Below are 25,327 nucleotides of genomic sequence, written 5' to 3'. Positions count from 1 at the left end.
ACTCGTTATTATCGGCAGCAGGTCGGTAGACTTGAGCTATTTAAAAGAGATTATCGATGTTCGTGCTGTAGGTTTTGCTCACTTTTTCGCTCATCGATTTCAACTGCTGGATCATGTTGGTTAATTTACGCGCATAGTTAGGGTCAGTTGCGTAACCGGCATTTTGCAATGCCTGTGCGCCTTGCTCGGCTGTCGCGGCAGCGGTCACCGCCGCATAGCGCGGGTTACGCGATATCAGACCGACATAATCCGACAGCGCCTCCAGGTAAGAGCTATACACGCGGAATCTGGCTTTCACCTTTTTCGCCTCACCGTTTTCATATTCGGTGGTGGTGATTTCGGTGGTTGGGCCTTTCCAGCTTCCCGAAGCCTTCACGCCAAAAATGTTAAAGCTTGGTTCGCCATTTTCACGACGGATTTGTCGCTGCCCCCATCCGGACTCCAGCGCCGCCTGTGCCAGAATAAGATGATGCGGAACCCCGCTTTGCTGGCTGGCCAGCTTAGCTGGCAGCGATAGCTGGGCGAGGAAGTCTTTACTGTCACCTGACAGCGGCTCATCAATGCTTTCCGTCGCCCGGGGAATGGCTTTACGCACCAGTTGCGTCAGCGCCTGGTTTTGATAGCTGGTCACCGTTTCAAGCGAGAACTTCATTGGCACCTGCGGCGCGTCGTCTGCGGGTTGCGCCTGCCCTTCGGTCATCTGCTTAACCATCATTTCCGCCAGCCCCAGACCTTTACCTGCGGTCATCTGCTGCGCAATTTGTTGGTCATACATGCTGGTATACAAACGTGTCGAATCGCTGCTAAACACACCATCTTTCGGCAGCGCTTCACGCATGCTTTTCAGCATCATCTGCACGAACATCCCTTCAACCTGACGGGCGACCGGGCGGATATTCGCCGCCGGGTCCTGACCCGCTTTCGCTTTCAGTTCGTTCAGTGATTGCGCATCCCAGGCGGCGCTGGTCAGCAGTTTGCTGTCACCAATCATTAGATGATTTCCAGTTTGGCGCGTAAGCATCCCGCACTCTGCATCGATTGCAGAATGGACATCAGATCCATCGGCGTTGCCCCCAGCGCATTAAGCGCACGTACGACGTTATTCAGGTTGGCGCTGGAACGCACGCTTTGCAGCGAACCACCGCTCTGGCGCAGATCGATCTGGGTTTGTGGCGTTACCACTGTCTGTCCACCACCAAACGGTGTATCCGGCTGGCTGACATTCGCCTGACGGTTTACCGTAATCGACAAGTTGCCTTGCGCCACGGCACAACTATCCAGCGTGACTTCGCGGTTCATTACGACGGATCCGGTACGCGAGTTGATAATCACTTTCGCATCCTGCGGCGTGACGCTGACCTCCATATTCTGGATGTCAGCAAGGAAACGGACCTGCGAACTGTTGCCGCTTGGCACGCGCACCTGAATGGTTCGGGCATCCAACGCTGTTGCGCTACCAAAGCCACGCGAGCGGTTAATGGTGTCGGTAATCTGCTGCGCCATCGTGAAATCTTCATTATTGAGCTGCAGATTAATGGTGTTACCGCCGCCGAACTGGCTGGGTAATTCACGTTCAATAATTGCGCCGTTAGTAATACGTCCGCCATTGAGCTGGTTAACCTGCACGCTACTGCCACCCGCAGCTGCACCCGCACCGCCAACTAAAATATTCCCTTGCGCCAGCGCATAAACCTGGCTGTCGACCCCTTTCAGTGGAGTCATCAGCAGCGTGCCGCCGCGCAGGCTTTTGGCGTTCCCCATGGAAGAGACCACCACGTCAATCGTTTGCCCCTGGCGACCAAAAGCTGGAAACTGCGCGGTAACCATCACCGCCGCCACGTTTTTCAACTGCATGTTGGTGCCAGTTGGCACGGTTATCCCCAACTGCGAAAGCATGTTGTTGAGCGTTTGCGTAGTAAACGGCGTCTGGGTGGTCTGGTCGCCCGTACCATCCAGACCGACTACCAGCCCATAACCTATCAACGAGTTTTCCCGCACTCCCTGAACGCTGGTCAGGTCACGAATACGGTCAGCGTGCGCAATGGTGGCTATCAGCACCAGTACCATTCCAACTAAAGATTTAAACACTGGGTACCTCGCTTACATCGGCGACAAGTTAAGGAAGAAACGCTGCAACCAGCCCATATTCTGCGCTTCATTGATGTAGCCGTTGCCGACATACTCAATCCGCGCGTCCGCAACCTGAGTTGACGGTACGGAGTTGCTGCCACTGATGGTGCGCGGGTTAACGACCCCGGAGAAGCGAATGAATTCAGTGCCCTGATTAATGGCAATCTGTTTTTCACCCACGACATGTAAGTTGCCATTCACCAGTACCTGATCGACCGTTACGGTCAGCGTACCGCTGAAGGTATTGCTGGCGTTCGCGCCGCCTTTACCGTTAAAGGAGTTACCCCCTGACGCTTCTACGTCAGCACGTTCGTTACCGAACAGACCTTGCAGATAGCGCGGGACGGTATCAAAACCAAAGTTAGTCTTGCCGTCACGGCTGGCGTTAGCCGAAGAACTTTTGCTCGCGCTGACGTTTTCCTGCAATACGATGGTTAACGTATCGCCAATATTGCGCGGACGGCGGTCTTCGAATAGCGGCTGATAACCGTAGTTAATCGGCTGCGCCGACTGGAAGATTGAGCCATTCGCCACCGGCGTCGGACCTGGAACAGGCTGGGCAGACGTCGCGCCCTGCACGAGGGGGGTGGCCGGGATCCAGGCGCATCCTGTCAGTGAAACCACCAGCAGGGCTAAAATTGGGTATGGGTGAAGCGCGTATTTTCGCATTGCGGTCATCTTCAAAATCAGTGTGCCGGTGAGGCTTTCACCCCACCGGACCACACTTTAGAGTTGCGTCAGTTTTTGCAGCATCTGATCGGTGGTCGATACCGCTTTACTGTTGATTTCGTAAGCGCGCTGAACCTGGATCATGTTTACCAGCTCTTCCGCCACGTTGACGTTAGAGGTTTCAACATAGCCCTGGTACAGCAGACCCGCGCCGTTCAGACCCGGCGTGCTCTCATTCGGCGCACCGGATGACTGCGTTTCGGTGTACAGATTCTCACCAATACTTTCCAGACCGGTATCGTTCATGAAGGTTGTCAGGTTAAGCTGGCCTACCTGAACCGGCGCAGCCTGGCCCTGCTGGGTCACGCTGACAATACCGTCGCGGCCAATGGTGATACTGAGCGAGTTAGCCGGAATGGTGATGGCTGGCTGAACCTGAAAACCACCCGCCGTCACCAACTGACCGTTCTGATCCACCTGGAATGAACCGTCACGGGTATAAGCAGACGTGCCATCAGGCAGCATAACCTGGAAAAATCCCTGCCCTTTAATCGCCACATCTTTACTGTTGTTGGTCTGCGACAGGTTCCCCTGGCTGTGTAAACGCTCGGTCGCGACCGGACGCACACCGGTACCTATCTGCAAGCCAGACGGCAGTGTGGTTTGTTCAGAAGACTGGGCGCCAGGCTGGCGAATCGTCTGGTACAACAGATCTTCAAACACCGCACGCTGGCGCTTAAATCCGTTGGTGCTGACGTTTGCCAGGTTGTTGGCAATCACATCCATGTTGGTTTGCTGCGCATCCAGGCCGGTTTTGGCGATCCATAATGAACTGATCATAAAATGTCCTGTGTTAACTCATCGACAGCAGTTGGTTGGCGCGGCCCGCGTTATCATCCACGCTACTGATAATCTTCATTTGCATTTCAAAGCGGCGGGCGTTGGCGATCATGTCACTCATCGCAGCAACCGGTTTGACGTTACTGCCTTCCAGCACGCCCGACATGACGCGAATGCTGGGGTCGGCCTGTAACGTCGCACCACGAGTAGCCTGCGCGGCCTGAGTCAGACGGAACATGCCATCATCACCACGTTGTACTTCACTCCCCGTCGCCTTCACCAGCTTCAGTCGCCCGACTGGCGCGACCGTATTGGCCGGATCGCCAGGATTAAGCGCCGAGATCGTACCGTCTGCCGCAATGGTGACTTCTGAACCTTCCGGTACGGCTATTGGTCCGGCTTCGCCAATCACCGGGTGACCCTGAATAGTCAGTTCACCCGTAGGGCTTACCTGAATGGCGCCATTTCGGGTATATCCTTCGCTACCGTCCGCGGTCTGCACAGCTAACCAGCCATCCTGTTGCAGCGCCACGTCCAGTGGACGCGAGGTATAGTCCATCTGACCCGGCGTCATATCGGCCCCCGGCGTGGAGGCCACCACCAGCGTACGCGTCGGTAAAGACAATCCCTCAACGGGAACCGCACGCAGGGCATTGAGCTGCGCACGAAAACCCGGCGTTGAAGCGTTTGCCAGGTTGCTGGCCGTCACCGCCTGTTGATTCAGCGTCTGACTGGCCGCGCCCATGGCGGTATAAATTGCGTGATCCATTAAGCCATCCCGTCAGGCGCTTAGCGCAGGTTGACCAGCGTGTTGAGGATCTGATCCTGGGTTTTGATGGTCTGCGCGTTCGACTGATAGTTACGCTGAGCGACAATCATATTCACCAGTTCTTTACTCAAATCCACGTTTGACGCTTCCAGCGCGCCGTTGGTCAGCTTGCCGAAGTTACCTGAGCCTGCCGTACCCAACAACGCCACGCCGGAAGCCTGAGTCGCAGCCCAGACGTTGTCGCCCTGAGAAGCCAGACCTTCGTTGTTGGCGAAGTTTGCCAGCACGATCTGTCCTAAAACCTGCGTTTGCTCGTTGGAGTAGTTACCAACCACGGTACCGTCATTATTAATCTGGTAGCTAACCAAATCGCCCGGCTTGTAGCCATTCTGCGTAGCGGCAATCACACTGTTTGTACCCGTGTTTTGCTGCATAGAGTTCTGCAGGCTAAGAGTGAATGTCGCAGGGACTGCGCCGTTTATCGTGCCGGTAGTGATCGAAAACGAAGGTGTTGCATTTGCCGCGCCCAGCGTCCAGGTTGATTCAGTCGCAGGAGGCGTCGGCTTCACTTCGGTATAACCTTTAACGGCCTCCAGAGAGCCATTGGTGTCGAAGGTCATCTGGCTTGATTTCACCAGCGGCGAGTTTGCTACGCTGGAATCCTGAGTCCAGATATCCCAGGTGTTATCACCGGTTTTAACGTAATAAAGGTTAACGTCGTGCTGGTTTCCCTGGCTGTCAAATACCGTCAGCGGCGCACGTTTGTTATAGCTGTCAGCATCAGACGGCGAAAACTTATTCGTCGGAACTTTTGCTGATGAGTTCAGGTTGATCTGCATCGTCGCCGTTTCGGTGGATTTTCCCCCCATCAGCGTATTCGGGATAGTGATTGGGCCTGGATTTGCGCCCTGCTGAATAGTTGGCGGCGTACCGGCAGCCGGGTATCCCGTTAATTGCAGCCCCTGCATGTTAACCAGCGTTCGGTTTTCATCGAGCTTAAACTGACCATTACGACTAAAGAATACGGAACCGTTGCTGTCTACCATGCGGAAAAAACCGTTCTGGCTAATAGCAACATCCAGCCCGCGACCGGTGTTGGTCGTAGTGCCGTCGGTAAAGTCCTGGGTAATACCCGCAACTTTAACGCCCAGACCCACTTTAGAACCGGCAAACATATCGGCAAAGGATGCCGTACCGGACTTAAAACCGTAGGTGGCGGAGTTGGCGATGTTGTTACCAATGACATCGAGGTTGGTCGCTGCAGCGTTCAGACCGCTGACCGCTTGTGAAAAGGCCATGACTTACTCCTGATAAGTGTGAAGGCTTAAATGATCTGCCGTACTTCGTCGAGGGTGGTGGTTCCATAGGTGCCCAGGTCCAGCGTATTACCGCCGTTACTGCGAATAACTCCCTGCACCAGCGCAAACTGAAGCGGCTGCGCCACCAGTTGCGTTCCGCCATTACTGGCAGCAATTGACACGTTGTAAGAACCGCTTGGCGCATCCGTGCCATCGGTCATGGTGCCGTCCCAGGTAAAGGTATGAACGCCCGCTTTCAAACCGCCAATATCAATGGTGCGTACCACCTTGCCATCTTTATCGGTAATGGTTGCGGTAACCTTATCTGCTGGTTGCTGCAGCTCAACGCCAAACGGCGTGGTGGTGGTTTTGGCGCCCTCTTCCGTACCTTTACCGGTCAGGATGGTAGTGCCCGGGATCATGACGCCATGGCCAATCAGAGTACTGGCCTGCAGCGACTGGCTGTTGTCGATCTGTCCGGAGATCGACCCCAACGTGGTGTTCAGTTTTTCTATTCCGCTCACGGTACTGATTTGCGCCAGTTGGGTGGTCAGTTCGTTATTTTGCAGCGGGTTAGTTGGATCCTGGTTTTTCAGCTGTGCAACCAGCAGCGTCAGAAAGCTGCTTTGCAGATCAGCAGCGTTGCTGCCCGTCAGCGAATTCTTCCCCGTGGCGTCATTAACGCCAGTGGCGCCTGGGTCATTCATTTTTACAGCAATAGACATGTGCGCCTCCTTTACTGGCCTAGCGTCAGCGTTTTGAGCATCAAGCTTTTCACGGTGTTGAGCACTTCGACGTTTGCCTGGTAGCTACGCGAGGCTGACATGGTGTTGACCATTTCGCCGACGACGTCCACATTCGGCATTTTTACGTAACCATTCGCATCGGCCAGCGGATTACCCGGCTCATAAACCAGCTTATCCGGCGCCTGGCTTTCAATGACATCAGCAACTTTCACGCCGCCGGTTGCTGCGCCTGGCGCGGCATCAACCTGAAAAACAACCTGCTTCGCACGATACGGTTGACCGTCGGGTCCGGTGACGCTATCCGCATTCGCCATGTTGCTGGCCGCCACGTTCAGACGCTTAGACTGAGCCGTCAGCGCAGAGCCTGCGATATCAAAAATATTTAACAGCGCCACGAATTAGTTCCCTCCTTGCAGCACGTTCATCATGCCTTTGATTTGTCCACCCAGCGCGGTTAGCCCCATTTGATATTTGAGGCTGTTGTCGGCAAATTGCGTACGCTCCCGGTCCATATCCACCGTGTTACCATCGAGAGACGGCTGGTCAGGAATACGGTAGAGCAGCTCCGTAGAAGGAGCGGAAACGGTCTGGGCCGGAATGTGTTGTGCAGAGGTCAGCGTCAACGAGACACCGCCGGTTTCTTCCCGTCCTCGCACCATGACTTTTTTCAATTCACTGGCGAAATCCAGGTCACGCGCCTGATACCCCGGCGTGTCGGCATTGGCTATGTTGGCCGCCAATACTTCCTGGCGTTGGGCGCGCAAATTCAGCGCTTCCTGTTGAAAACGTAAGGCGGCGTCGAGCTTATCGAGCATATCTCCTCCGCAAATGACAAAATTCAGCCGACAGCTTAAATCCCATTACGCGCGCGTTATCGCCGGAATAAACGCAAAATGCGTCGCTATTTGTTGCGTTGATGACTGCGTCACACAGGTAAAATCCTGCCACTACCTGAAAAAGCACGAGGTTTTGATGCAAACGTTTAAACGTGGAATAGTCGTTGCAGCACTGCTGTTCAGCCCTATGACGCTGGCGCAAGACCTGAATTCTCAGCTAACAGCATGGTTCTCCCAGCGTCTGGCCGGATTTAGCGATGAGGTGATGGTCACTATCCGAACGTCACCAAACTTACTGCCGAGCTGCGAGCAACCCGCATTAAGCGTGTCCGGCAGTGCAAAACTGTGGGGCAATGTGAACGTGCTGGCGCGATGCGCCAACGAAAAACGTTATCTGCAGGTGAACGTGCAGGCCACAGGAAACTACGTGGTAGCCGCCGCGCCCGTAGCCCGGGGTAGCGCCCTGACTCAGGCCAGCGTAACGTTAAAACGAGGTCGACTGGACCAACTACCACCGCGCGCGGTGCTGGATATGAGTCAAGTACAGGATGCCGTAAGCCTGCGCGATCTGGTGCCAGGTCAACCGATACAGCTTTCAATGTTGCGCCAGGCCTGGCGGATCAAGGCCGGTCAGCGCGTACTGGTTATCGCCAACGGAGAGGGTTTTCGGGTGAATGCCGAAGGCAAAGCGCTGAACAATGCCGCCGTTGCACAGAATGCGCGAGTGCGGATGGTTTCAGGCCAGGTGGTGAGCGGCATCGTCGATTCTGATGGGAATATTCTGATTAACCTATAATAGGTTAAAGATTTTTTAGCGTGTGCCGATAGATAAACAACCAATGATTACAGCGGGCCGCTATAGCGTAACCCCTCGATGAGGAAAAACAAAATGAGCATTGATCGTACCTCACCATTGAAACCAGTAAGTACCGTTCAGCCACGTGAAACCAGCGATGCGCCGGTACAAAAAGCGCGGAAGGAAAAAACCACCGCCACCACCAGCACCAGCGTCATGCTGAGCGACGCCCAGGCTAAACTGATGCAGCCCGGCACCAATGACATCAATATGGAACGCGTCGAAGCACTGAAAACCGCGATCCGTAACGGTGAGCTGAAGATGGACACTGGAAAAATTGCCGACTCGCTGATCCGCGAGGCGCAGAGCTACTTACAGAGTAAATAAAGTATGACTCGTTTGTCAGAAATACTTGACCAGATGACGACCGTCCTCAATGACCTGAAAACGGTAATGGATGCTGAACAGCAGCAACTTTCCGCAGGATATATCAACGGCAGCCTGCTTCAGCGTATTACAGAAGAAAAAAGCTCTTTGCTGGCAACCCTTGATTATCTGGAGCAGCAGCGCCGTCTGGAGCATGATGCCACGCGCAGCGCTAATGATGAAATTGCCGAGCGTTGGCAAACCATCACCATGAAAACACAGCACCTACGCGACCTCAATCAGCACAATGGCTGGCTGCTGGAAGGACAGATCGAGCGCAATCAACAAGCAATACAAGTGCTGAAACCGCACCAGGAACCGGCGCTGTATGGCGCAAACGGTCAAACCTCTGCTGCGCACCGCGGCGGGAAAAAATTCTCTATCTGATGCAAGCCTGATAACACTTTGCTTATCAGGCCTACGCGTTTTGTAGGCCGGATACGGCGTTAAGCCGCCATCCGGCATTGATCTGTTACGCCGTCCGGCGCACAAACTCTTTCACTTTAAAGCCCAGAACGGCGAGCGCGGCAAAGTAAGCGGCAATACCTGCCACTACGACAGCCATCAGACGCAGCAGGCGCCACAACATCGTTCCCTGCGACCAGTCCGGCATAATGTATAGCATCCCGACCAGCGCCGCCGACATCACCAGTACAGAAATCACCAGTCGCGTCAGGAACCAGGCCCAGCCCGGTTGCGGGGTGAAGATTTTCTGCTTACGCAACTGCCAGTACAGTAGTGAAGCGTTCAGACACGCCGCCAGACCAATCGACAGCGACAACCCGGCATGTTTCAGCGGTCCGATAAACGCCAGGTTCATTACCTGGGTCATAATCAGCGTGACAATGGCAATCTTGACCGGCGTTTTAATATCCTGGCGCGAATAAAAACCTGGGGCCAACACTTTCACCACGATCAAGCCAATCAAACCGACCGAGTACGCCACCAGCGCGCGTTGAGTCATGGCGGCGTCAAAGGCAGTAAATTTCCCGTACTGGAACAGAGACACCGTCAACGGTTTGGCCAGAATCCCTAATGCGACGGCACTCGGTAATGCCAGCAGGAAACATAAACGCAGCCCCCAGTCCATTAGACGGCAGTACTCATCATGATTCCCGCTGGAAAAGCTTTTGGACAACGATGGCAGCAGGATAGTCCCCAGCGCTACGCCAAGTACGCCGGACGGAAACTCCATCAGACGGTCGGCATAGTACATCCATGAAACCGAGCCAGAGGCCAGAAACGAGGCAAAAATCGTATTGATGATCAGTGAAATCTGGCTGACGGAAACCCCAAGGATCGCCGGGCCCATTTGCTTGACGACGCGCATCGCACCCGCATCGCGGAAGTTCACCCGCGGCAGCACCAGCATGCCAATTTTTTTCAGATGCGGCAGCTGGTAAATCAGCTGTAGCACACCGCCAACCGTAACGGCCCACGCCAGCGCCAGCACCGGAGGATGAAAATAAGGTGCTGCAAACAGCGCGAAACCGATCATGCTGATATTCAGAAAAGTCGGCGCAAACGCCGGAATAGAAAAGCGGTTCCAGGTGTTAAGGATCGCACCAACCAGCGAAGCCAGTGAGATCAGCAGAATATACGGAAAGGTTATGCGTAGCAGTTGAGTAGTCAGCGCAAATTTGTCGGCGGTGTCGGCAAACCCAGGCGCGGTGACTAAAATCACCCACGGGGCAGCCAGCATCCCGGCGACCGTCACCACGGCCAGCGCCAGGGTCAACAGCCCGGAAACGTAAGCGACAAACACGCGGGTCGCATCTTCACCTTGCTTACTTTTGTACTCAGCCAGGATAGGCACAAACGCCTGCGAAAAAGCGCCCTCAGCAAAGATTCGGCGCAGCAGGTTAGGAAGTTTGAATGCCACAAAAAAGGCATCTGTCGCCATCCCTGCGCCAAAGATTCTGGCGACAATCGCATCACGCGCAAAACCCAGCACACGTGAAAACATCGTCATCGAGCTGACGGCTGCCAGCGACTTTAATAAATTCATCTATGTTGTATTCCAGACTCTGAGGCAAAACCCCGACAAACCTGCCCGTAGGTCAGATAAGGCATGCTCGCCGCTATCCGACACTTTTGCTGTGCCTGATGGCGACGCCGCAGCATCTTACCAGGCCAACAAACCAGCCTATGGTTGAAAAGAGGTGTTATTTTTGAGTTGGCATATAGTACCTGGATTACAATGAATTACTACCGCCAGATGTTACAGGGGGTTATTCAGCCATTGCCTCCCGCCACAGCGTTTCGACAACGCGCTGGGCCAGTAGCGCCTGCTCGCCTGCCGTCTGGGGAACCGTCTGATTTTGCACGCACTCAATAAAATGACGTGCGCATCCGGCAAAACCCCGCTGTTCCAGAGTGGTTTGCCAGCCTGCTATCGGTTTGTGCACCACGCCTTGCCCACGCTCTTCCTGCCATTCCCGCATATCAGTTACGTCTATCAGGCCGCCGTCCGTCACCGCCTGCACACACTCACGCTGACTACCAGCGCGGCGATGCATACTGGTCGTTATCTGCATTTGACCGGCAGAAAAATGGTGTTCAGCATAAAGCATCGCACCGGATTCATTGGTTAACAGCGTGCCGTTGTTTAACTGCGCCTTTCCTCCCGCCAGCCACAATGCGGTATCGACTACGTGCAGATAATCGTCCAGCAGAGTGAAGCGCAGATCGTGCGGCCCGACGCTGTTCGTACGGTGCTTATCCATACGGACAGACGCCGCATTAGCCAACTGAGCTTTGAGATCCTGATAAAGCGGCGCAAATCGACGGTTAAACCCGACCATCAGCGTCAGCTTTTTCCGCGCGGCCAACTCCACTAATTGCTCTGCCTCGCGCAAATTTTCCGCCAGCGGTTTATCCACACACACATGCACCCCGGCGTTTAGCAGTTCACTTACTACCGCATAGTGCGTCGCGGTACTGGAATGAACGAAAACCGCATCGCAGGTTTGCGCCAGATTCACCAGAGAATCAACGTAGGGGATCCGCCAGGTATCACAGATACGCAGCGCTTTTTCCCGCGAAGGTGAAAATGCCCCTTGCAGCGTCCAGTCGGCACTAGCGCCCAGCACGGGTAGCCAGGCCTTTTGTGCAATCCCACCGAGGCCGACAACGCCGATGCGTAATTTATTCACGTTAGTCTCCCAAATGCGCCAGTAAGGAATCAAGCCGCTGTTTGAGCTCCGCAACTTCTGACTCCAGCGCCTCAACGCGCGCCTGCAGATCCCCCGTTGCTACCGGAGGTTCATCTGCCGCGGCAATTGCTTCATCAACGTCACCACAAAACAGGTGCATATAACGGCTTTCCCGTTTGCCCGGCTCGCGCGCCAGGCGAATGACATAAGGACCATCTTCCCGGGTCGCCAGCTTCTCCAGCGTCGACTCCACTTCGGCCATGTCACTGAATTCGTACATACGGGATGCGCGGCTACGCAGTTCACCCGGCGTTTGGGCGCCGCGCAGCAACAGCGTGGTGATGAGCGCCACTTCCCCCGCGCTGAGTTTAAGATTACCAAACTCCGAATTGCAGAACCGCTGCTCATATTTCGTGACGCGATTGCCGAAACCGCTTACCGTGCGCAGGAAATGCCGTTTCACGAGGTTATCAAGCTGATCCTGTACTTCCGATTCCGACAGGTTCATCACCGGTTCACGATTCGTTTTTTGGTTGCAGGCGGTTACCACTCCGTTTACGGAGAGCGGATACTGTTCAGGCGTAGTCACTTGTTTTTCTAATAAACAGCCAATCACTCGTGCTTCGGTGGCGGTTAATTCGTATTTCATCGTCTTCTCCATTAATCATGGCTGCATCTGAAACTTAGCGGCCGGGGGTCCATTCTGATGTCGTCAACGCCGTCAGCACGTGATCGCGCCACTGCCCGTCAATCAGCAGGTAGTCTTTAGCATATCCTTCTTTTTCAAAACCCAGTCGCGCCAGCAGGTCACCGCTGCGTTTATTATGTGGCATGTAGTTAGCCATAATGCGGTGAATGTGCTGCGTACGCTGCATATAACGGATGGCCGACGTTAAGGCTTCATACATCAGTCCCTGTCCCTGCCACTTCTGCGCAATGGAGTAACCGAGATAGCAGGCGTGGAAGGATCCCCGCACCACGTTCGAGAAGTTAGCAACGCCGATAATTTCTTTTTCTTCCGGATCAAGCAGCGCAAAGTAATATGCGGTGCCTTGTTTATGAAACTCAGAGATCATACTCAGACGCGCCTGCCAGCCGGACGGATAGCAGTGGCTTTCATCGCGAATGGGTTCCCAGGGTTTTAAGAAATGACGATTTTCTGCGTAATAATCTGCCAGACGCCAGGCATCACGCTCATGCACCAAACGCACGACCAGGCGGTCCGTGGTTAAGCGCACTTTTGGCACGTTACTGCGATAGCCAAACATTCTATACCTACTCCTTCCCGTAACGTCTTCAATACGCTATTCGCATTACTATACCTGTGCGAATACACCCTGTGAAAAGAGCAAAATGCCATTTTTTGAATTATTCACACATTTTGATGAAAACTCTCTATCAAGACGGACTTTTGATAAAAAAATATTGTCCCGCGAAGGGTGGGAAAAGCGATGACGACACCGCAGAATAGGAGGTGCTTATCTTTTAAACTCTATCCAGAGTGACGAGTTTTTCCCTGGAGGGGAAATGTCGCAAGTCTCGCAGGCAAGGAACCTGGGTAAATACTTCCTTCTCATCGATAATATGCTGGTCGTGCTGGGTTTCTTCGTCGTTTTCCCGCTGATCTCAATTCGTTTCGTCGACCAAATGGGCTGGGCTGCCGTGATGGTCGGTATCGCACTTGGATTACGTCAATTTATCCAGCAGGGGTTGGGTATTTTCGGCGGCGCTATTGCGGACCGTTTCGGCGCCAAACCAATGATCGTCACCGGCATGCTGATGCGCGCTGCCGGATTTGCCACCATGGGCATTGCTCATGAGCCGTGGCTGCTGTGGTTTTCCTGCTTTCTTTCCGGGCTGGGCGGTACGCTGTTCGACCCTCCCCGCTCGGCGCTGGTGGTCAAACTGATCCGCCCGGAAAAGCGCGGGCGTTTTTTCTCTATTCTGATGATGCAGGATAGCGCCGGGGCCGTGGTCGGCGCGTTGCTCGGCAGTTGGTTATTGCAATACGATTTTCGTCTGGTATGTGCCACCGGCGCAATTTTATTCGTTCTGTGCGCGGCGTTTAACGCCTGGCTGCTCCCGGCATGGAAGCTGTCGACGGTAAAAATACCGGTGCGCGAAGGGATGAGCCATGTCATGCATGACAAGCGCTTTGTCACCTATGTGCTGACGCTGGCAGGCTATTACATGCTGGCAGTGCAGGTGATGCTGATGCTGCCAATCATGGTGAACGACATCGCTGGCTCACCGGCTGCTGTAAAATGGATGTACGCCATCGAGGCGTGCCTCTCTTTAACGTTGCTCTACCCGATTGCTCGCTGGAGTGAAAAACGCTTTCGCCTTGAGCATCGCCTGATGGCCGGGCTGCTGGTGATGTCTCTGAGCATGATGCCCATCGGTCTGGTCGGGAATTTGCAGCAGTTGTTTACCCTGATCTGCACCTTCTATATTGGCTCGATCATCGCCGAACCGGCGCGTGAAACCCTGAGCGCCTCGCTGGCGAATGCACGTGCCCGAGGAAGCTATATGGGATTCAGTCGACTGGGGCTCGCTATCGGTGGTGCAATTGGTTATGTCGGCGGCGGCTGGCTGTTTGACATGGGTAAAGCCCTGGCGCAGCCTGAACTGCCCTGGATGATGCTCGGTATCATCGGCTTCATCACTTTCCTGGCGCTGGGCTGGCAATTCAGCCTCAAACGCCCAACGAGGGGTATGCTGGAGCCTGACGCCTGATAGCCAATCCGGCGTACGCGCATTTTTCAGTTTTTTCTGCTGGTAGCCGCGGCGCTGGTACTCGATGATGCTTTGTGTCACGATTACACCACAAGCATCATGTTGAGGAACCCCATGAAAAAGCTTCTTTTTGCCGCTGCGCTCATTGTCAGCGGCCTGTTGGTTGGTTGTAATCAACTCACGCAATACACGGTTAGCGAGCAAGAGATTAATCAGGCCCTGGCGAAACATAATAACTTTTCTAAAGATATCGGATTGCCTGGCGTCGCTGAAGCGCATATCGTACTAAACAATCTCGCCAGCCAGATAGGCCGTGAAGAACCCAATAAAGTGACGCTGACCGGTGATGCCAACCTGGACATGAACTCGCTGTTTGGCACTCAAAAAGCGACCATGAAGCTGAAACTCAAAGCCTTACCGGTCTTCAATAAAGAAAAAGGCGCGATTTATCTGCAAGAGATGGAAGTTGTGGATGCCACCGTCACACCGGAAAAAATGCAGTCGGTGCTGCAAACGCTGATGCCTTATTTGAATCAGTCGCTGCGAAACTATTTCAATCAGCAGCCAGCGTATATTCTGCAGGATGACAGTAGCCAGGGTGAAGCGCTGGCGAAAAAACTGGCGAAAGGTATTGAGGTGAAACCGGGCGAAATCATCATCCCGTTCACTGACTAATAAAACAGAGGGCGCCGATGCGCCCTTTTCTATGAGGGATTACTTTTCCTCTGGCAGCATCGTCATACTATGGCCATCAAGCACGATTTTACGTGCCTCATCGGGGTCAAGATCGTTGCGTTTGACCACCAACCGCCAGTTGCCCTTGGTCATATCAGGATCGCGAAACAGAGCCACAATCGCCACAAATTGTGTTCCCTCTTCCATCGGCATATCCTGCGTCACGGCGCTATTGGGCTTAACCACCACAAACTGCTCAGCCAGTAAATCCTCTTTTAACAGGTTAGCCCCGTAACCGACCAGTTGTTCGTACTGAGTCTGATTAAAACGCTTCTCATCTTTTAACTGGTAAATACGCACTATAACCGACTGTGGCGCGCTGTTTTGCTCGCGGCTGTCAGTATTGAGCGCGGCCCGGCCAGAGATATCAAGATGTAATATCTTAATCTGTTTATAAAAAAGAGAGCTTGCAGCGGAGCGGGTACCGTCACTTACTGACTGAAAGAAGCCGCAGCCACTGAGTATTAATGCCAGTACGGGAAGAATATTTTTCATTTTAAAAACGGTAATGAACACGCTTTATGCCCTTATTTATCATAGCGGGTGTCAGACCACGGTAATGTTCAAGTTCTACCGTGAAGTCGTCCGGTAAGTCCCTGTCTCCTTTTTGCAGACCATTAACACAGGTAAGACCCAGTCGCACAGGTGACTCACCCAGCACAGGCTCAGGAAGCAGACGGGTGGGAAGAGTCAACATAATCCGCGCCCGATAGCGCCACCCCAGATAAACACGCAGTAATACCAGCAAGTCGGTCAAAAGCCCCCCATCGGGTAACCAGCCCTCCGTTTCTGTTGCATCATCAGTCACGAGTGAAATTAATAACTGACTGGCTGCATCGGTTGCCTCATCCCCCAGTATCGTATGGCCATCCAGCCTTAATGGTTGTTCATCAAACAGTCCTGCAGGTTGTCGAATCGCCACCGTACGCAGATCGTGTGCTATGACGTCAGTACGCGTGTTCGGCGCCAGTAAGTTGACCAACCGGGCAATACCTTCTGCCGTTCTCCCGGGCTGGCGCATAATCCCCAACAGGGCGAGGAAACGCGATGACGGTGTGGCAATATGCTCCTGTGTACCGGCGATCCCTAAGCCAATGAGTCCCAATAAGCAGCGCGAAGTACTATCGCGCCCCCCCGCTTCAAAAGTGGCTGGGTAACTGTATTTTCGCCAGATGCGGTAAAACTGCGTCAAAATACGATGGTTGAAAATATCGAGGAAGGTTTCCAGTACCTCGTGACCATCGCGCCTTTGCGTGATGTCATCTATGTATGTTGTCGGCAGCGGTGAATCCACACCGTAAAGCCCCATGAAGGTTGAGCGGACCGTAAGAGGGGCATCCGGATGCTCAGGATCGCACTCAATAGCTTTCAGTTCGCTAGCGGGAAACCCTACACCAGGATGGGGACGAAAACGCACCATATCATCATGCGGGTTATCACTTTCCCCCAGTCGGTGAGCGCCGTGGTTTTCCAGAAGCTGGCAAAATCGATAAAAATTAATACGACTAATATCTTCTTTCAGACGTGATGTTAGCGCATCCCTGGGTTGCGCGGATTTTCGTCCCATGCTAGCTGCTCCCCCGTAGGTTGTAAGATCAGAATCAACCGATTAAACAGGTGGATGTCGGTATAGAGTCCAAAAAAGCGATTGAGCATTTCACCAAACAGGCAGATGTCTCCGCGGCCGGCAAAACCATTGCTATCAAGGGTGACCTCTATCTGCACACCGCGTAGCAGATGCCCGCGCTCGAAACGCTCCGTTTCGCTGTGCTTAACGTCAACAATAGCGGCCAGACGGCGTCGATTCATTTCATCGTCCGTCCAGTCATAAAGCGCCAGAGTTCCACGCAATACTTCCGGGTTATCCATCATCCACAGAAAACTGCTCCCCAGATGGCTTAATACACGCCAGTGAAAACGGTCACGGTTTGGTGGATAACAGGGAAGCGTTGGCGCCGTCAGATTACGGACTCGGACATTCGCCGCGGTAGACTTTACAACGGTGTCGAGCAACGTACTGCGTAATACCCGACGAGGTAGTTGACCGTTCGTACCGGTAAGACTTAATGACAGGCTTTCGCCTTCAGGTACGCTGTAGTTATCAAAAGCCTTACCACCGAGGATTAGCCAGGTATCATGTAGACCGGAAGGGCCACGTTTTACTCGGGTGTGATAATAATATTCTGGTGCGTCATGGCGTAACATTCCCCCTTTGTGGCGAAAACTGGTGAATGGCACAAAAACCTGATGCCCGGAGTGCTTTGACGAAATAACGGAATCTACAGAGTAAATTTCAGTGTGGCCATCCTGAATACGCATCGGACGTAACAAATATTCGGTCTGCAAGGCATCAGGGGTCAGCGGGTCAGACTCCAGAGGAAAAAGGTTTATCACTGGCACACAGTGCAGGCGGATATGTTTTTCACTGAAGGTGAAGTCATAATCCCAGCGGCGTTTCAAAACGACATCAAGTTCGAACCAGGGGAGCCTTTGCGGGAGAACAACCTGTTCAAGTCCGCAGAGCGCCAGCGCCATAAATTTTTCCCGAAAAGTGAAGTACTCCAACAACAGCTGATAACCGCCAAACGCACCGCTATCCTTCGGCCAGAGGTTATCCTCATTGCCAAATCCCCCTGGCGTGAACCAGGCTTCCAGCGCTTGATCATCTGTCTGTCCTGGCAATCGCAAACGTATAGTCGCCACATTTAGCGACAACGCTTCATGTAATGCACAGGCCAGCGGCGCATCGGCATTGAGATAAAATGCAAGTCGACTCAGATCTACCTGCTGCCAGTCGGCCAGCTCACTGCAGGAAAAACGCAGTTTGATCACGGAACGTCCGTCCGGATCGGTGTCCAGTCGCGCCATCTCCAGCAACAACGGCAGCAATGTGACATCCCGAGTAGTGGTGTAACGACAGCGGGTACGCTTATCACCTACCGGGCCAGAAAGCACCTCAAATCCTTTCTCTACAACCATCCGCTCTTTCATCTCGCGCCATTGTGGCGTCAACTCCACAATCGCTAACGAAGGGATCGTCCGCAGATAATGCGGCCATAGCAAACTCACTAACCCTTCGGTCAGTTCCGGTAGGTCGTCATCCAGTTTTTCCCGCAGCCGCCCCATAAGAAAAGCGAAGCCTTCAAACAACCGCTCGACATAAGGATCGCGAGCACCAGGGCAATCCAGATTCAACATCGCCGCCCGGTCAGGATGGGCGCGGGCAAACTCCTCGCCCGCTTCGCGCAGGTAGCGCATTTCGGCGTCAAAGTAACGCAGGGTTAAATCATCCATGGAATACTCATTTATTAAATAGTGTAGGTGTCAGTTATCATGGAAGGAATAAACAAAGACTGACATGGACAGGTACTTTGACTTTCCTGCGAGCCGGCAGGCATTCGACCGTTGATAGTATCGGGCACAATTCCGCCAACAATGCTGAATATGCCAATAAAACGCCCACAGGTAACCCGGTCAAATTCTCTTGCTACAGGTATCCCCATAATAGTATGCGTGGGATCACCTTCAATAATTACCCCTCCGCAGGTGGTTTTATCGCCTACAACCAAATAACATCCAGCCATATATTCTCCTTACTGCTCTTTATCGTCAGCATATTATTTTTATATACCGATAGATTTCGAGTTTCGTTGAAGTGACATAAGAGGGACACATTCGTCAGGAACGTATTTGAGCATCTGAAGGCTGGGCTAGTTTATTCCAGCGTCTGAATTTCGTTGGCGACTCACCAAAAAAATATCCTTCGGCAGGACAAAACCTCGCAATTTTAATAATGCCAGCGGCCCACCGCCTGGCCCAGTGCGCATTAACCAACACAGTTTTTTACCGTCTGGCGCACTGAGGGTGAGTTGCCACATTCCATCATCACGTTTCTCCGCTCGTCCTTGTTCCAGCCAACGAATTAAGCCTAATTCTCCCGGATAGTCCCCGTAAAGATTTGCCCCTCCCTGCGTGGTTGTCCAGGTCAGCATGGCGCCGGGTCTCTGGCTTTCTCCCGGCCAACGGAAACTCTGCCAGCTTTCCATCTGGTTAAAGTAGTGCAGTCGCTGTCCGTCAATGGAAAGTATCGTTTCCACAACGTCCGGTACTGGGCGCGCGCGCAGCTCAAAACGCATCCCCTGACTACCATCAGCAAATAAGGCGTCGCGAACCTCACCAAGACGGTTAACGGCTTGGATAAATTCCGGATTAATAATTAATCCCTGGGTATTCATTTCGTCTACTTCCCAGCGACGCCCCTCACGGTGCATTAGACCCGCGAGATTCTCATGAAGAAATTGGTCGATCTTTCCGGTATCACGTCGAATAAACTCAGCCAGAACCGGCAGTGGAATATCACTGCGCCCCTCACTCACCGGATATCGGCCATCTGTTGCTTCCTGCCAGTCAGAAACAACCGTACGTTGCCAGCTCTCATTTATTCCCGCAGCCGATGGTTGCAGGACCTGCTCCCATGCCTGCGTCAGGGGTTGCACAAAAAGCGCGTCACCAAAACCACTCCACTCCTCTCCTAACCCCGCTGCTAACAAACTGCCATATTCCCGCGTATCGGTAAGATCAATATTTTTGCCCTGAAACACCGTCTGTGCCAGTTGCTGCATCATGACCTGCGGATCGGCTGAATGAGTGACCTGGAGCAGCTTCAGGCGGACTCGGGTCACGCGAGTGAGAAATGTTTGAAAACTTAATGAGGTTTCAGTCGTTAGGTTATTCGGCGTATCACCCTTACCGGCTATCGCCAGTAATGGGCCAAACGTTTCATCTAACGGACCGGTCATATCGTTTGCATGTTGGTCAATAACCGGTGCCTCCTCTTCTTTCTGCAATATTTTTTCTGCCGATTTCATCAATGAATCGGACAGGGCTTCACGTTTTTTTCCTGCCTGCCCCTGCCATGCCAAAGTATTCATCAGTGCAACTACCGGTGACTGGCGTACATCGCTCATTAGCGTAAGCTGATCCACAACATCTGAAAGATTTCGCGCCGGCTTCCAGCGTAAACTGTTGAGGAACTTAAGCCATGACCCAGAGTATTCGCTAAAATAGCGATCTGTCAGTCGTTGTTTTAATGCTTCAGGAGAAACCTCAGCACGACTATTTTTTTGATTGTCGCTCAGCACCCAGTCAATTTCTTCGCGGCGTGATGCCACTGCGTCAGCTATTGCCTGCTGCACCTGCCCTTCCCATGCCTGGCGGGTAAATACCCCAGGAACGGTTTCCGAAGTGGTAAACAATTGCGCGGCATCCGTATCATTCGTCATCTGCGCCAAGGGCATATCCGGAAAATTGCGGGAAACGGATCCCAGCATTTTCAGATATATAGCATTATCGCCATTACGTTGTTCAATCTGCGCTAGCAGGATCTGCCGGGTTGCCACCATCACCTGTGCATCTGGGATAATTTTCCAGTCAGGCTGCCCAGGTAAAGTTTGCATGTAAAATCCCCACAAGTCCGGCGACAGACTCTGCCAGATACCGGTAGAAATCCCTTTACGCGTCGGTTGTGTCAGCGTCATCACCTGAGAAAAAAAGGCGGGGTCGGCCTTTTCCGGGCGGCCCATCATCAGCCAGGCTTTAAGCTGATCGTATGCCGATTTTGCCAGGTCAGCGCGTTGCTGACTTCCCGGCGGAAGATGCGTCAGAGCATCGAGTTTTTCAGACAACACCCGCGCAGCCTCGTCTCTCATCAGGCGATTATTTGCCACCCCATAAATCGGGAGTAAAACGGCCAATAATTCAGTATCATGATTCAGACCAAAATGACGCCACCCTATTGTGTTTTTTTGTGTCTGAATGCGCTCAATATCATTTCGCAGTTCATTCAGTTGTATCAGTTCAGCATCTGATACCTGCTCACCGATCGCCAACTGCTGCGCTTTGTTTGTCAGGGAAGTCATTTGATAATAATTGGCGGCAAACGATATCAGGCTGCCAACGCCCCACAGACCGATAACTACCGCCACCACGTAACACATTATCCGACCTCGGGATAACCCCATATGCCGCCCAGTAGCCTGAGCCCCCCTTTTCAGTACGCCATGAAACGCGGCCGGTGGTGACCAGTAATGCGCATGAATAACTGACGCCGCCGCGACCGTTACAGAGGGACTAAACATCAGCCCACATATGGGCATCCGCCATTGCTTACCAGACAGCCACGGCGTGAGGATCCGCTGCCAGCTTTCAATCCCTCCCAACTTCAGCCACTGCCCAAGTCGCAATAGATAATCATGGCGGTTATCAGTAAAAATCTGACGCATCCCTTGTTCACATAGCTGCGGCAGCAAACGGGTTAGCTCGCGACCAACACTCTCCGGGCAAGTCTTTTCGTGAAAGAAAACACCTACCGCCTGAGTAATGCGGGTCCCTTGCATGCTCGGGTCCGTTTGCCACAACCATATTGGCGGTAGCCAGTGATATGCGTTACCTGTTTGCTCCAGGCTTCGTCGCGAATCACTCATCCATTGAGCGCTTGATGCTTGTTCGTAGCTGAGCGACAGAATGATTCCGTCCACAGGTCGGGCACTGCGTAATTTACGCAACGTCGATAAAGGTCCGAGATCTACTGATTCCTGCGGGCTACCACCATAAATCAGTACGGTACCCTCACCTTCCAGCCATTGTTTCTCGGCAAGCGTTGGCGCAATCGATGCGACTTCAGTCTCTTCCCCGATGACAAGTATTACACGCACCCGCTGACGCCAGAAGAGTCCATACTGACGGTGTAGATACGCGTACATATCCGCAAATGGGGTCGACTGCTGGTGATGTTGGTAACTCTCACTAATGCGAGGTTGATCATCACCCTGGATATGCGCCCGGGTAAGGTCGAAACTCTGGCGACCAGAAGATCGCGCGCTAAACCAGGTCAATACCGCATATACACCGGTTACCGCAGTTGTCGCCCCCAACCCGGTTATCCAGCGAGAATGTTTCAGGCTTCCCGGCAACATGCCGACTTTTTCTGGCCAGTACCAGATTATCAGGCAGGCAATTGCCGAAATCAGCATAGGTGCCATTGCTATCAGCCAGTAACGCACTGTCGGATTTTTAATCGGTAATAAAAACCGCATCACTTAGACCTTCTCCTTTGCAGTCTGACAAGGTGAAACCACCACGCTCCACATTTTTGTGCTCCCTGTTTCACCACTCATAATCAGTTGCGACTCTTTTGTACCTTGTGCTGCGGCAGCGATAGCCAGCCAGGGGGCAACGCACCCCGTTTCACCTAACGTTCGGTCAAGGTTATATAACCGGCTATTCATCTCTATCCCCTGAAGAGGCGGATGCGCATTCAGCGCAGCTATCGTACTTTGCTGCTGGTGCGACAGACCGGATGACCAGAGATCGTGGACATCTTCAGGTTGAACGGGCACCCAATCCAACGCTTGAGCAATGCTCTCTGCCAACGTGTCGGCAAAACTCGCTTCCGGTCGATGAACCCATGCCAGAGGAGGAAGGATATTTTGGGTCATGCGATTGCCAAACAGCAGTGCAACGGCCGCCTCCCCGGTCCCATCTGGATCGTCTGGAGCAACCTGCAGCGCGATGATCAGTAATACCGTTTCTTCGTGGATTCGACTGTCCAGCCAGCTATCAATAACGTTCAACCCGTACCCGGTCACAGGCTCGATGGGTTGACGAATATCACGTTGTTGCCAGGCATTGCACCAAAGCGTGTGCAACCGCTGGCGAGATAGTGATGTATTGGTTTCAAACAATAGCGCTATGGGCTGATGGTCCGGCAGTTGGTTAAGATGTCGTGCAATTCCAGCCATTAATCTGTCGAATATCTGCTTAACCAGGTCATCTCGCTTCATCCCTGGCTCCAGGGGTAAGCGACTATGGCGAAAACGTTCTATTCCATGCCATGATGGTTGCATATGCAGGAGAGGCTTATTCTGCTTTAACATATTTACAGAAGAGCTGCCCGTTGGCTGGTGCTCACTGTGTGGCGTAATAAATGCGCTGTGCAATATCTGCAATGCGCGACGACCACGACGAATTTCACGCAGTAATAACTCCTCTCTTCGTCGATCCCAGGCCTGGGCCTGAATTAACACGGGAAGGTAAACCATAATACGCAGCCATATTGCAACCAGCCACACGGTAAGCGGGAGCCCGGCTGAAAATATCCAGAATACCGACGAATGAAATGACAACCCGGTAAAATAAGCCCAACCGGAACCTATCACCAGTAATCCAGTCAGACCTTTCAACCAGCGTCTGCCGATCGGAAGTTTAGGTTTCTGAGCCACCGGTGGAATCAACTTTAAATTTACGGGCATGATTTATTATTGCGACAGAGATAAATAAGATTTGATTGCGGAAAAGTGTGATTACATTCTTACACACCGGCGGTTGAATCATTATTCGGTGCCGTCCGTGATTCAACGTCAAGCGCTTCCGGCCAGTGGATATGACCCCACTGCTGCGGGTGTTCTGCAAAACGCGCCGTCTCAGGCACCGGACGGTGCTGCATATAGTGACAGCAGTAGCACCACAGCTCGCGCAGCGCCTCTTTATCCCCCACCGTCCACGTCAGCGCAAACCGCTCCCGGACATGGCTGGTTCCCGGCTGGCACACCGCGCCGTGCAGCTGGTAACCCTGGTTGTAGCGTCCGGCTTCATAGGTGATTTCTCCGCGCACTTCATCCCAGTTAAACACCCGGACCTCCACCGGCCAGTCTATCCACGGATTCCAGCTGCTGCGGTGATGTTCGTAAATATAGACTTTTTGTCGCTTACGGTTTAGCCGCACGGGCGTACCGCGGGGCGTGTGATAGGTCATTCTGATCAAAAGTTTAAAAAAAGAGAGAAAAAAAACAAATCCAATAAATGATATTAAAAAAGTGATTATATCCATCCCGGAAATAAAAGGGCAAATTAGAAAAAAAAGTATAAATGGCACTGAAAAAAAAGCAAAAATATCGCCGCAGCCCCATGATATCTGATTCTCATAGCGGGGAATTTCCAGCCAGATATCATTCTTTTCATTCAGCCAGATAGCATTGGGTTCAACATCCTGCTCCAGCCACTGAACCGGCAGATCCTCCTGCCATCTTTCCGCCTGCGGGATCAGTACGGAACGGCGATAAAAAGGTTTTTTGGGGCGTTGCGTTTCAACGTTTGCTGTATGCTGTTTCTTTTTTTTATTGTCAGAGGCGGAAAGTGATGCGCGACGCTTTACTTTATTGTCTGGCTTTTTAGTCATAATATTCATTTATCCTTTTACATTAAGCGTTAATGAAAGCGCATCCTCACCGTTATATTTATTTTTCCAGTCGCTTACGGTGCCGTCCGTGATTCAACGTCAAGCGCTTCCGGCCAGTGAATATGGCCCCACTGCTGCGGGTGTTCTGCAAAACGCGCCGTCTCAGGCACCGGACGGTGCTGCATATAGTGACAGCAGTAGCACCACAGCTCGCGCAGCGCCTCTTTATCCCCCACCGTCCACGTCAGCGCAAACCGCTCCCGGACACGGTTGGTTCCCGGCTGGCACACCGCGCCGTGCAGCTGGTAACCCTGGTTGTAGCGTCCGGCTTCATAGGTGATTTCTCCGCGCACTTCATCCCAGTTAAACACCCGGACCTCCACCGGCCAGTCTATCCACGGATTCCAGCTGCTGCGGTGATGTTCGTAAATATAGACTTTCTGCCGCTTACGGTTTAGGCGTACAGGCGTACCGCGTGGCGTGTGATAGGTCATTCTGATCAATAGTTTAAATAAAGAAATAAAGAAAAATAATGCTAACAATGATACTAAAGAAATTCTTACATCCCATCCGAATAGAACAGGATTAATTAAATAATAAATTATAAATGGCACTAGAAGAAAGGCAAAAATATCGCCGCCGCCCCATGAGATCTGATTCTCATAACGGGGAATTTCCAGCCAGATATCATTCTTTTCGTTCAGCCAGATAGCATTGGCTTCAACATCGTGTTCCAGCCACTGAACCGGCAGATCCTCCTGCCATCTTTCCGCCTGCGGGATCAGTACGGAACGGCGATAGAAAGGGTTTTTGGGGCGTTGTGTGTCAACATTTGCTGTATGCTGTTCCTTTTTTTTATTCTCAGAGGCGGACAGTGATGCGCGACGCTTTACTTTATTGACTGTTTTTTTAGCCATGTGATTATATTCATCCTTTTACATTTAGCGTTAATGAAA

The 25,327-nt window shown here is 52.7% G+C and carries 25 protein-coding genes and 1 pseudogene; 5 read left to right on the top strand and 21 right to left on the bottom strand.

What is annotated here, in order from left to right; translation table 11 throughout:
• Positions 1–40 precede the first annotated feature (40 nt).
• The 9 genes from flgJ to flgB are packed head-to-tail and all read right to left on the bottom strand — an operon-like array spanning position 41 to position 7,267.
• On the bottom strand, positions 41–991 hold the full coding sequence (flgJ, locus tag LA337_08715; protein UBI17754.1) for a flagellar assembly peptidoglycan hydrolase FlgJ: 951 nt from the start codon (positions 989–991) through the stop codon (positions 41–43).
• On the bottom strand, positions 991–2,067 hold the full coding sequence (locus LA337_08710) for a flagellar basal body P-ring protein FlgI (GenBank protein ID UBI18426.1): 1,077 nt from the start codon (positions 2,065–2,067) through the stop codon (positions 991–993). Before LA337_08710 ends, flgJ begins: the two co-directional genes overlap by 1 nt.
• A gap of 33 nt (positions 2,068–2,100) precedes the next feature.
• On the bottom strand, positions 2,101–2,799 hold the full coding sequence (gene flgH, locus LA337_08705) for a flagellar basal body L-ring protein FlgH (GenBank protein UBI17753.1): 699 nt from the start codon (positions 2,797–2,799) through the stop codon (positions 2,101–2,103).
• A 57-nt stretch (positions 2,800–2,856) separates the two neighbouring features.
• Complete coding sequence (gene flgG, locus LA337_08700) at positions 2,857–3,639, bottom strand: flagellar basal-body rod protein FlgG (GenBank protein UBI17752.1); 783 nt, start codon at positions 3,637–3,639, stop codon at positions 2,857–2,859.
• Positions 3,640–3,652: 13 nt separating this feature from the next.
• Positions 3,653–4,408: a flagellar basal body rod protein FlgF gene (locus LA337_08695; protein ID UBI17751.1), complete on the bottom strand. Its 756-nt coding sequence runs from the start codon at positions 4,406–4,408 to the stop codon at positions 3,653–3,655.
• Positions 4,409–4,428: 20 nt separating this feature from the next.
• Positions 4,429–5,706 carry a flagellar hook protein FlgE gene (gene flgE / locus LA337_08690; GenBank protein ID UBI17750.1) on the bottom strand — a complete coding sequence of 426 codons (1,278 nt, stop codon included), beginning with the start codon at positions 5,704–5,706 and terminating at the stop codon, positions 4,429–4,431.
• A 26-nt stretch (positions 5,707–5,732) separates the two neighbouring features.
• Positions 5,733–6,431 (bottom strand): flagellar hook assembly protein FlgD, encoded by a 699-nt coding sequence (gene flgD / locus LA337_08685; GenBank protein ID UBI17749.1) that lies wholly within the window; start codon positions 6,429–6,431, stop codon positions 5,733–5,735.
• Positions 6,432–6,442: 11 nt separating this feature from the next.
• Positions 6,443–6,847 carry a flagellar basal body rod protein FlgC gene (gene flgC, locus LA337_08680; protein UBI17748.1) on the bottom strand — a complete coding sequence of 135 codons (405 nt, stop codon included), beginning with the start codon at positions 6,845–6,847 and terminating at the stop codon, positions 6,443–6,445.
• A 3-nt stretch (positions 6,848–6,850) separates the two neighbouring features.
• A complete protein-coding gene (gene flgB, locus LA337_08675) occupies positions 6,851–7,267 on the bottom strand; it encodes a flagellar basal body rod protein FlgB (protein ID UBI17747.1) in 417 nt (138 codons plus the stop codon).
• 157 nt (positions 7,268–7,424) lie between these two features.
• On the opposite strand from flgB, the gene flgA reads away from it, so the two are divergent.
• From flgA to flgN, 3 genes are all read left to right on the top strand, one after another.
• Positions 7,425–8,084 carry a flagellar basal body P-ring formation protein FlgA gene (gene flgA / locus LA337_08670; GenBank protein UBI17746.1) on the top strand — a complete coding sequence of 220 codons (660 nt, stop codon included), beginning with the start codon at positions 7,425–7,427 and terminating at the stop codon, positions 8,082–8,084.
• A 93-nt stretch (positions 8,085–8,177) separates the two neighbouring features.
• A complete protein-coding gene (flgM, locus tag LA337_08665; GenBank protein ID UBI17745.1) occupies positions 8,178–8,471 on the top strand; it encodes an anti-sigma-28 factor FlgM in 294 nt (97 codons plus the stop codon).
• Between the two features lie 3 nt (positions 8,472–8,474).
• Entirely contained in the window at positions 8,475–8,897 is a 423-nt protein-coding gene (gene flgN / locus LA337_08660) for a flagella biosynthesis chaperone FlgN (protein UBI17744.1), read from the top strand.
• Positions 8,898–8,982: 85 nt separating this feature from the next.
• Here flgN and murJ read toward each other — a convergent pair whose 3' ends face one another.
• The 4 genes from murJ to rimJ all read right to left on the bottom strand — a co-directional run bounded on the left by murJ (position 8,983) and on the right by rimJ (position 12,933).
• A complete protein-coding gene (murJ, locus tag LA337_08655; protein ID UBI17743.1) occupies positions 8,983–10,518 on the bottom strand; it encodes a murein biosynthesis integral membrane protein MurJ in 1,536 nt (511 codons plus the stop codon).
• A 223-nt stretch (positions 10,519–10,741) separates the two neighbouring features.
• A complete protein-coding gene (locus LA337_08650; protein UBI17742.1) occupies positions 10,742–11,665 on the bottom strand; it encodes a Gfo/Idh/MocA family oxidoreductase in 924 nt (307 codons plus the stop codon).
• Position 11,666: 1 nt separating this feature from the next.
• Positions 11,667–12,314: a YceH family protein gene (locus tag LA337_08645; protein ID UBI17741.1), complete on the bottom strand. Its 648-nt coding sequence runs from the start codon at positions 12,312–12,314 to the stop codon at positions 11,667–11,669.
• Positions 12,315–12,348: 34 nt separating this feature from the next.
• The gene (gene rimJ, locus LA337_08640; protein UBI17740.1) at positions 12,349–12,933 is read right to left on the bottom strand and encodes a ribosomal protein S5-alanine N-acetyltransferase; all 585 of its coding nucleotides are present in this window, start codon (positions 12,931–12,933) and stop codon (positions 12,349–12,351) included.
• Between the two features lie 259 nt (positions 12,934–13,192).
• Here rimJ and mdtH point away from each other — a divergent pair, with 259 nt between their 5' ends.
• Together mdtH and LA337_08630 are read left to right on the top strand one after the other, a co-directional pair.
• Positions 13,193–14,401: a multidrug efflux MFS transporter MdtH gene (mdtH, locus tag LA337_08635; protein ID UBI17739.1), complete on the top strand. Its 1,209-nt coding sequence runs from the start codon at positions 13,193–13,195 to the stop codon at positions 14,399–14,401.
• Between the two features lie 114 nt (positions 14,402–14,515).
• Positions 14,516–15,076: a lipoprotein gene (locus LA337_08630; protein ID UBI17738.1), complete on the top strand. Its 561-nt coding sequence runs from the start codon at positions 14,516–14,518 to the stop codon at positions 15,074–15,076.
• A 39-nt stretch (positions 15,077–15,115) separates the two neighbouring features.
• Here LA337_08630 and tssJ read toward each other — a convergent pair whose 3' ends face one another.
• The 8 genes and pseudogenes from tssJ to LA337_08590 form a co-directional block, all read right to left on the bottom strand.
• Positions 15,116–15,652, bottom strand: a complete 537-nt coding sequence (gene tssJ / locus LA337_08625) for a type VI secretion system lipoprotein TssJ (protein UBI17737.1) — start codon at positions 15,650–15,652, stop codon at positions 15,116–15,118.
• Complete coding sequence (gene tssG / locus LA337_08620; protein UBI17736.1) at positions 15,633–16,703, bottom strand: type VI secretion system baseplate subunit TssG; 1,071 nt, start codon at positions 16,701–16,703, stop codon at positions 15,633–15,635. The genes tssJ and tssG overlap by 20 nt, the downstream gene beginning before the upstream one ends.
• Positions 16,667–18,430, bottom strand: coding sequence for a type VI secretion system baseplate subunit TssF (tssF, locus tag LA337_08615; GenBank protein UBI17735.1), 1,764 nt, complete (start codon positions 18,428–18,430; stop codon positions 16,667–16,669). The genes tssG and tssF overlap by 37 nt, the downstream gene beginning before the upstream one ends.
• A gap of 23 nt (positions 18,431–18,453) precedes the next feature.
• Positions 18,454–18,720, bottom strand: a pseudogene (locus LA337_08610) (PAAR domain-containing protein).
• Positions 18,721–18,846: 126 nt separating this feature from the next.
• Complete coding sequence (locus LA337_08605) at positions 18,847–22,230, bottom strand: type VI secretion protein VasK (protein ID UBI18425.1); 3,384 nt, start codon at positions 22,228–22,230, stop codon at positions 18,847–18,849.
• A gap of 3 nt (positions 22,231–22,233) precedes the next feature.
• Entirely contained in the window at positions 22,234–23,415 is a 1,182-nt protein-coding gene (locus tag LA337_08600; protein ID UBI17734.1) for a hypothetical protein, read from the bottom strand.
• Positions 23,416–23,504: 89 nt separating this feature from the next.
• Positions 23,505–24,371, bottom strand: a complete 867-nt coding sequence (locus LA337_08595; protein ID UBI17733.1) for a hypothetical protein — start codon at positions 24,369–24,371, stop codon at positions 23,505–23,507.
• Positions 24,372–24,445: 74 nt separating this feature from the next.
• Positions 24,446–25,288 carry a hypothetical protein gene (locus LA337_08590; protein UBI17732.1) on the bottom strand — a complete coding sequence of 281 codons (843 nt, stop codon included), beginning with the start codon at positions 25,286–25,288 and terminating at the stop codon, positions 24,446–24,448.
• Positions 25,289–25,327: the final 39 nt, after the last annotated feature.

Origin of the sequence: Citrobacter europaeus, from assembly GCA_020099315.1 — a bacterium.
GTDB classification, from domain to species: domain Bacteria; phylum Pseudomonadota; class Gammaproteobacteria; order Enterobacterales; family Enterobacteriaceae; genus Citrobacter; species Citrobacter europaeus.
This window is presented reverse-complemented; position numbering and strand designations above follow the sequence as displayed.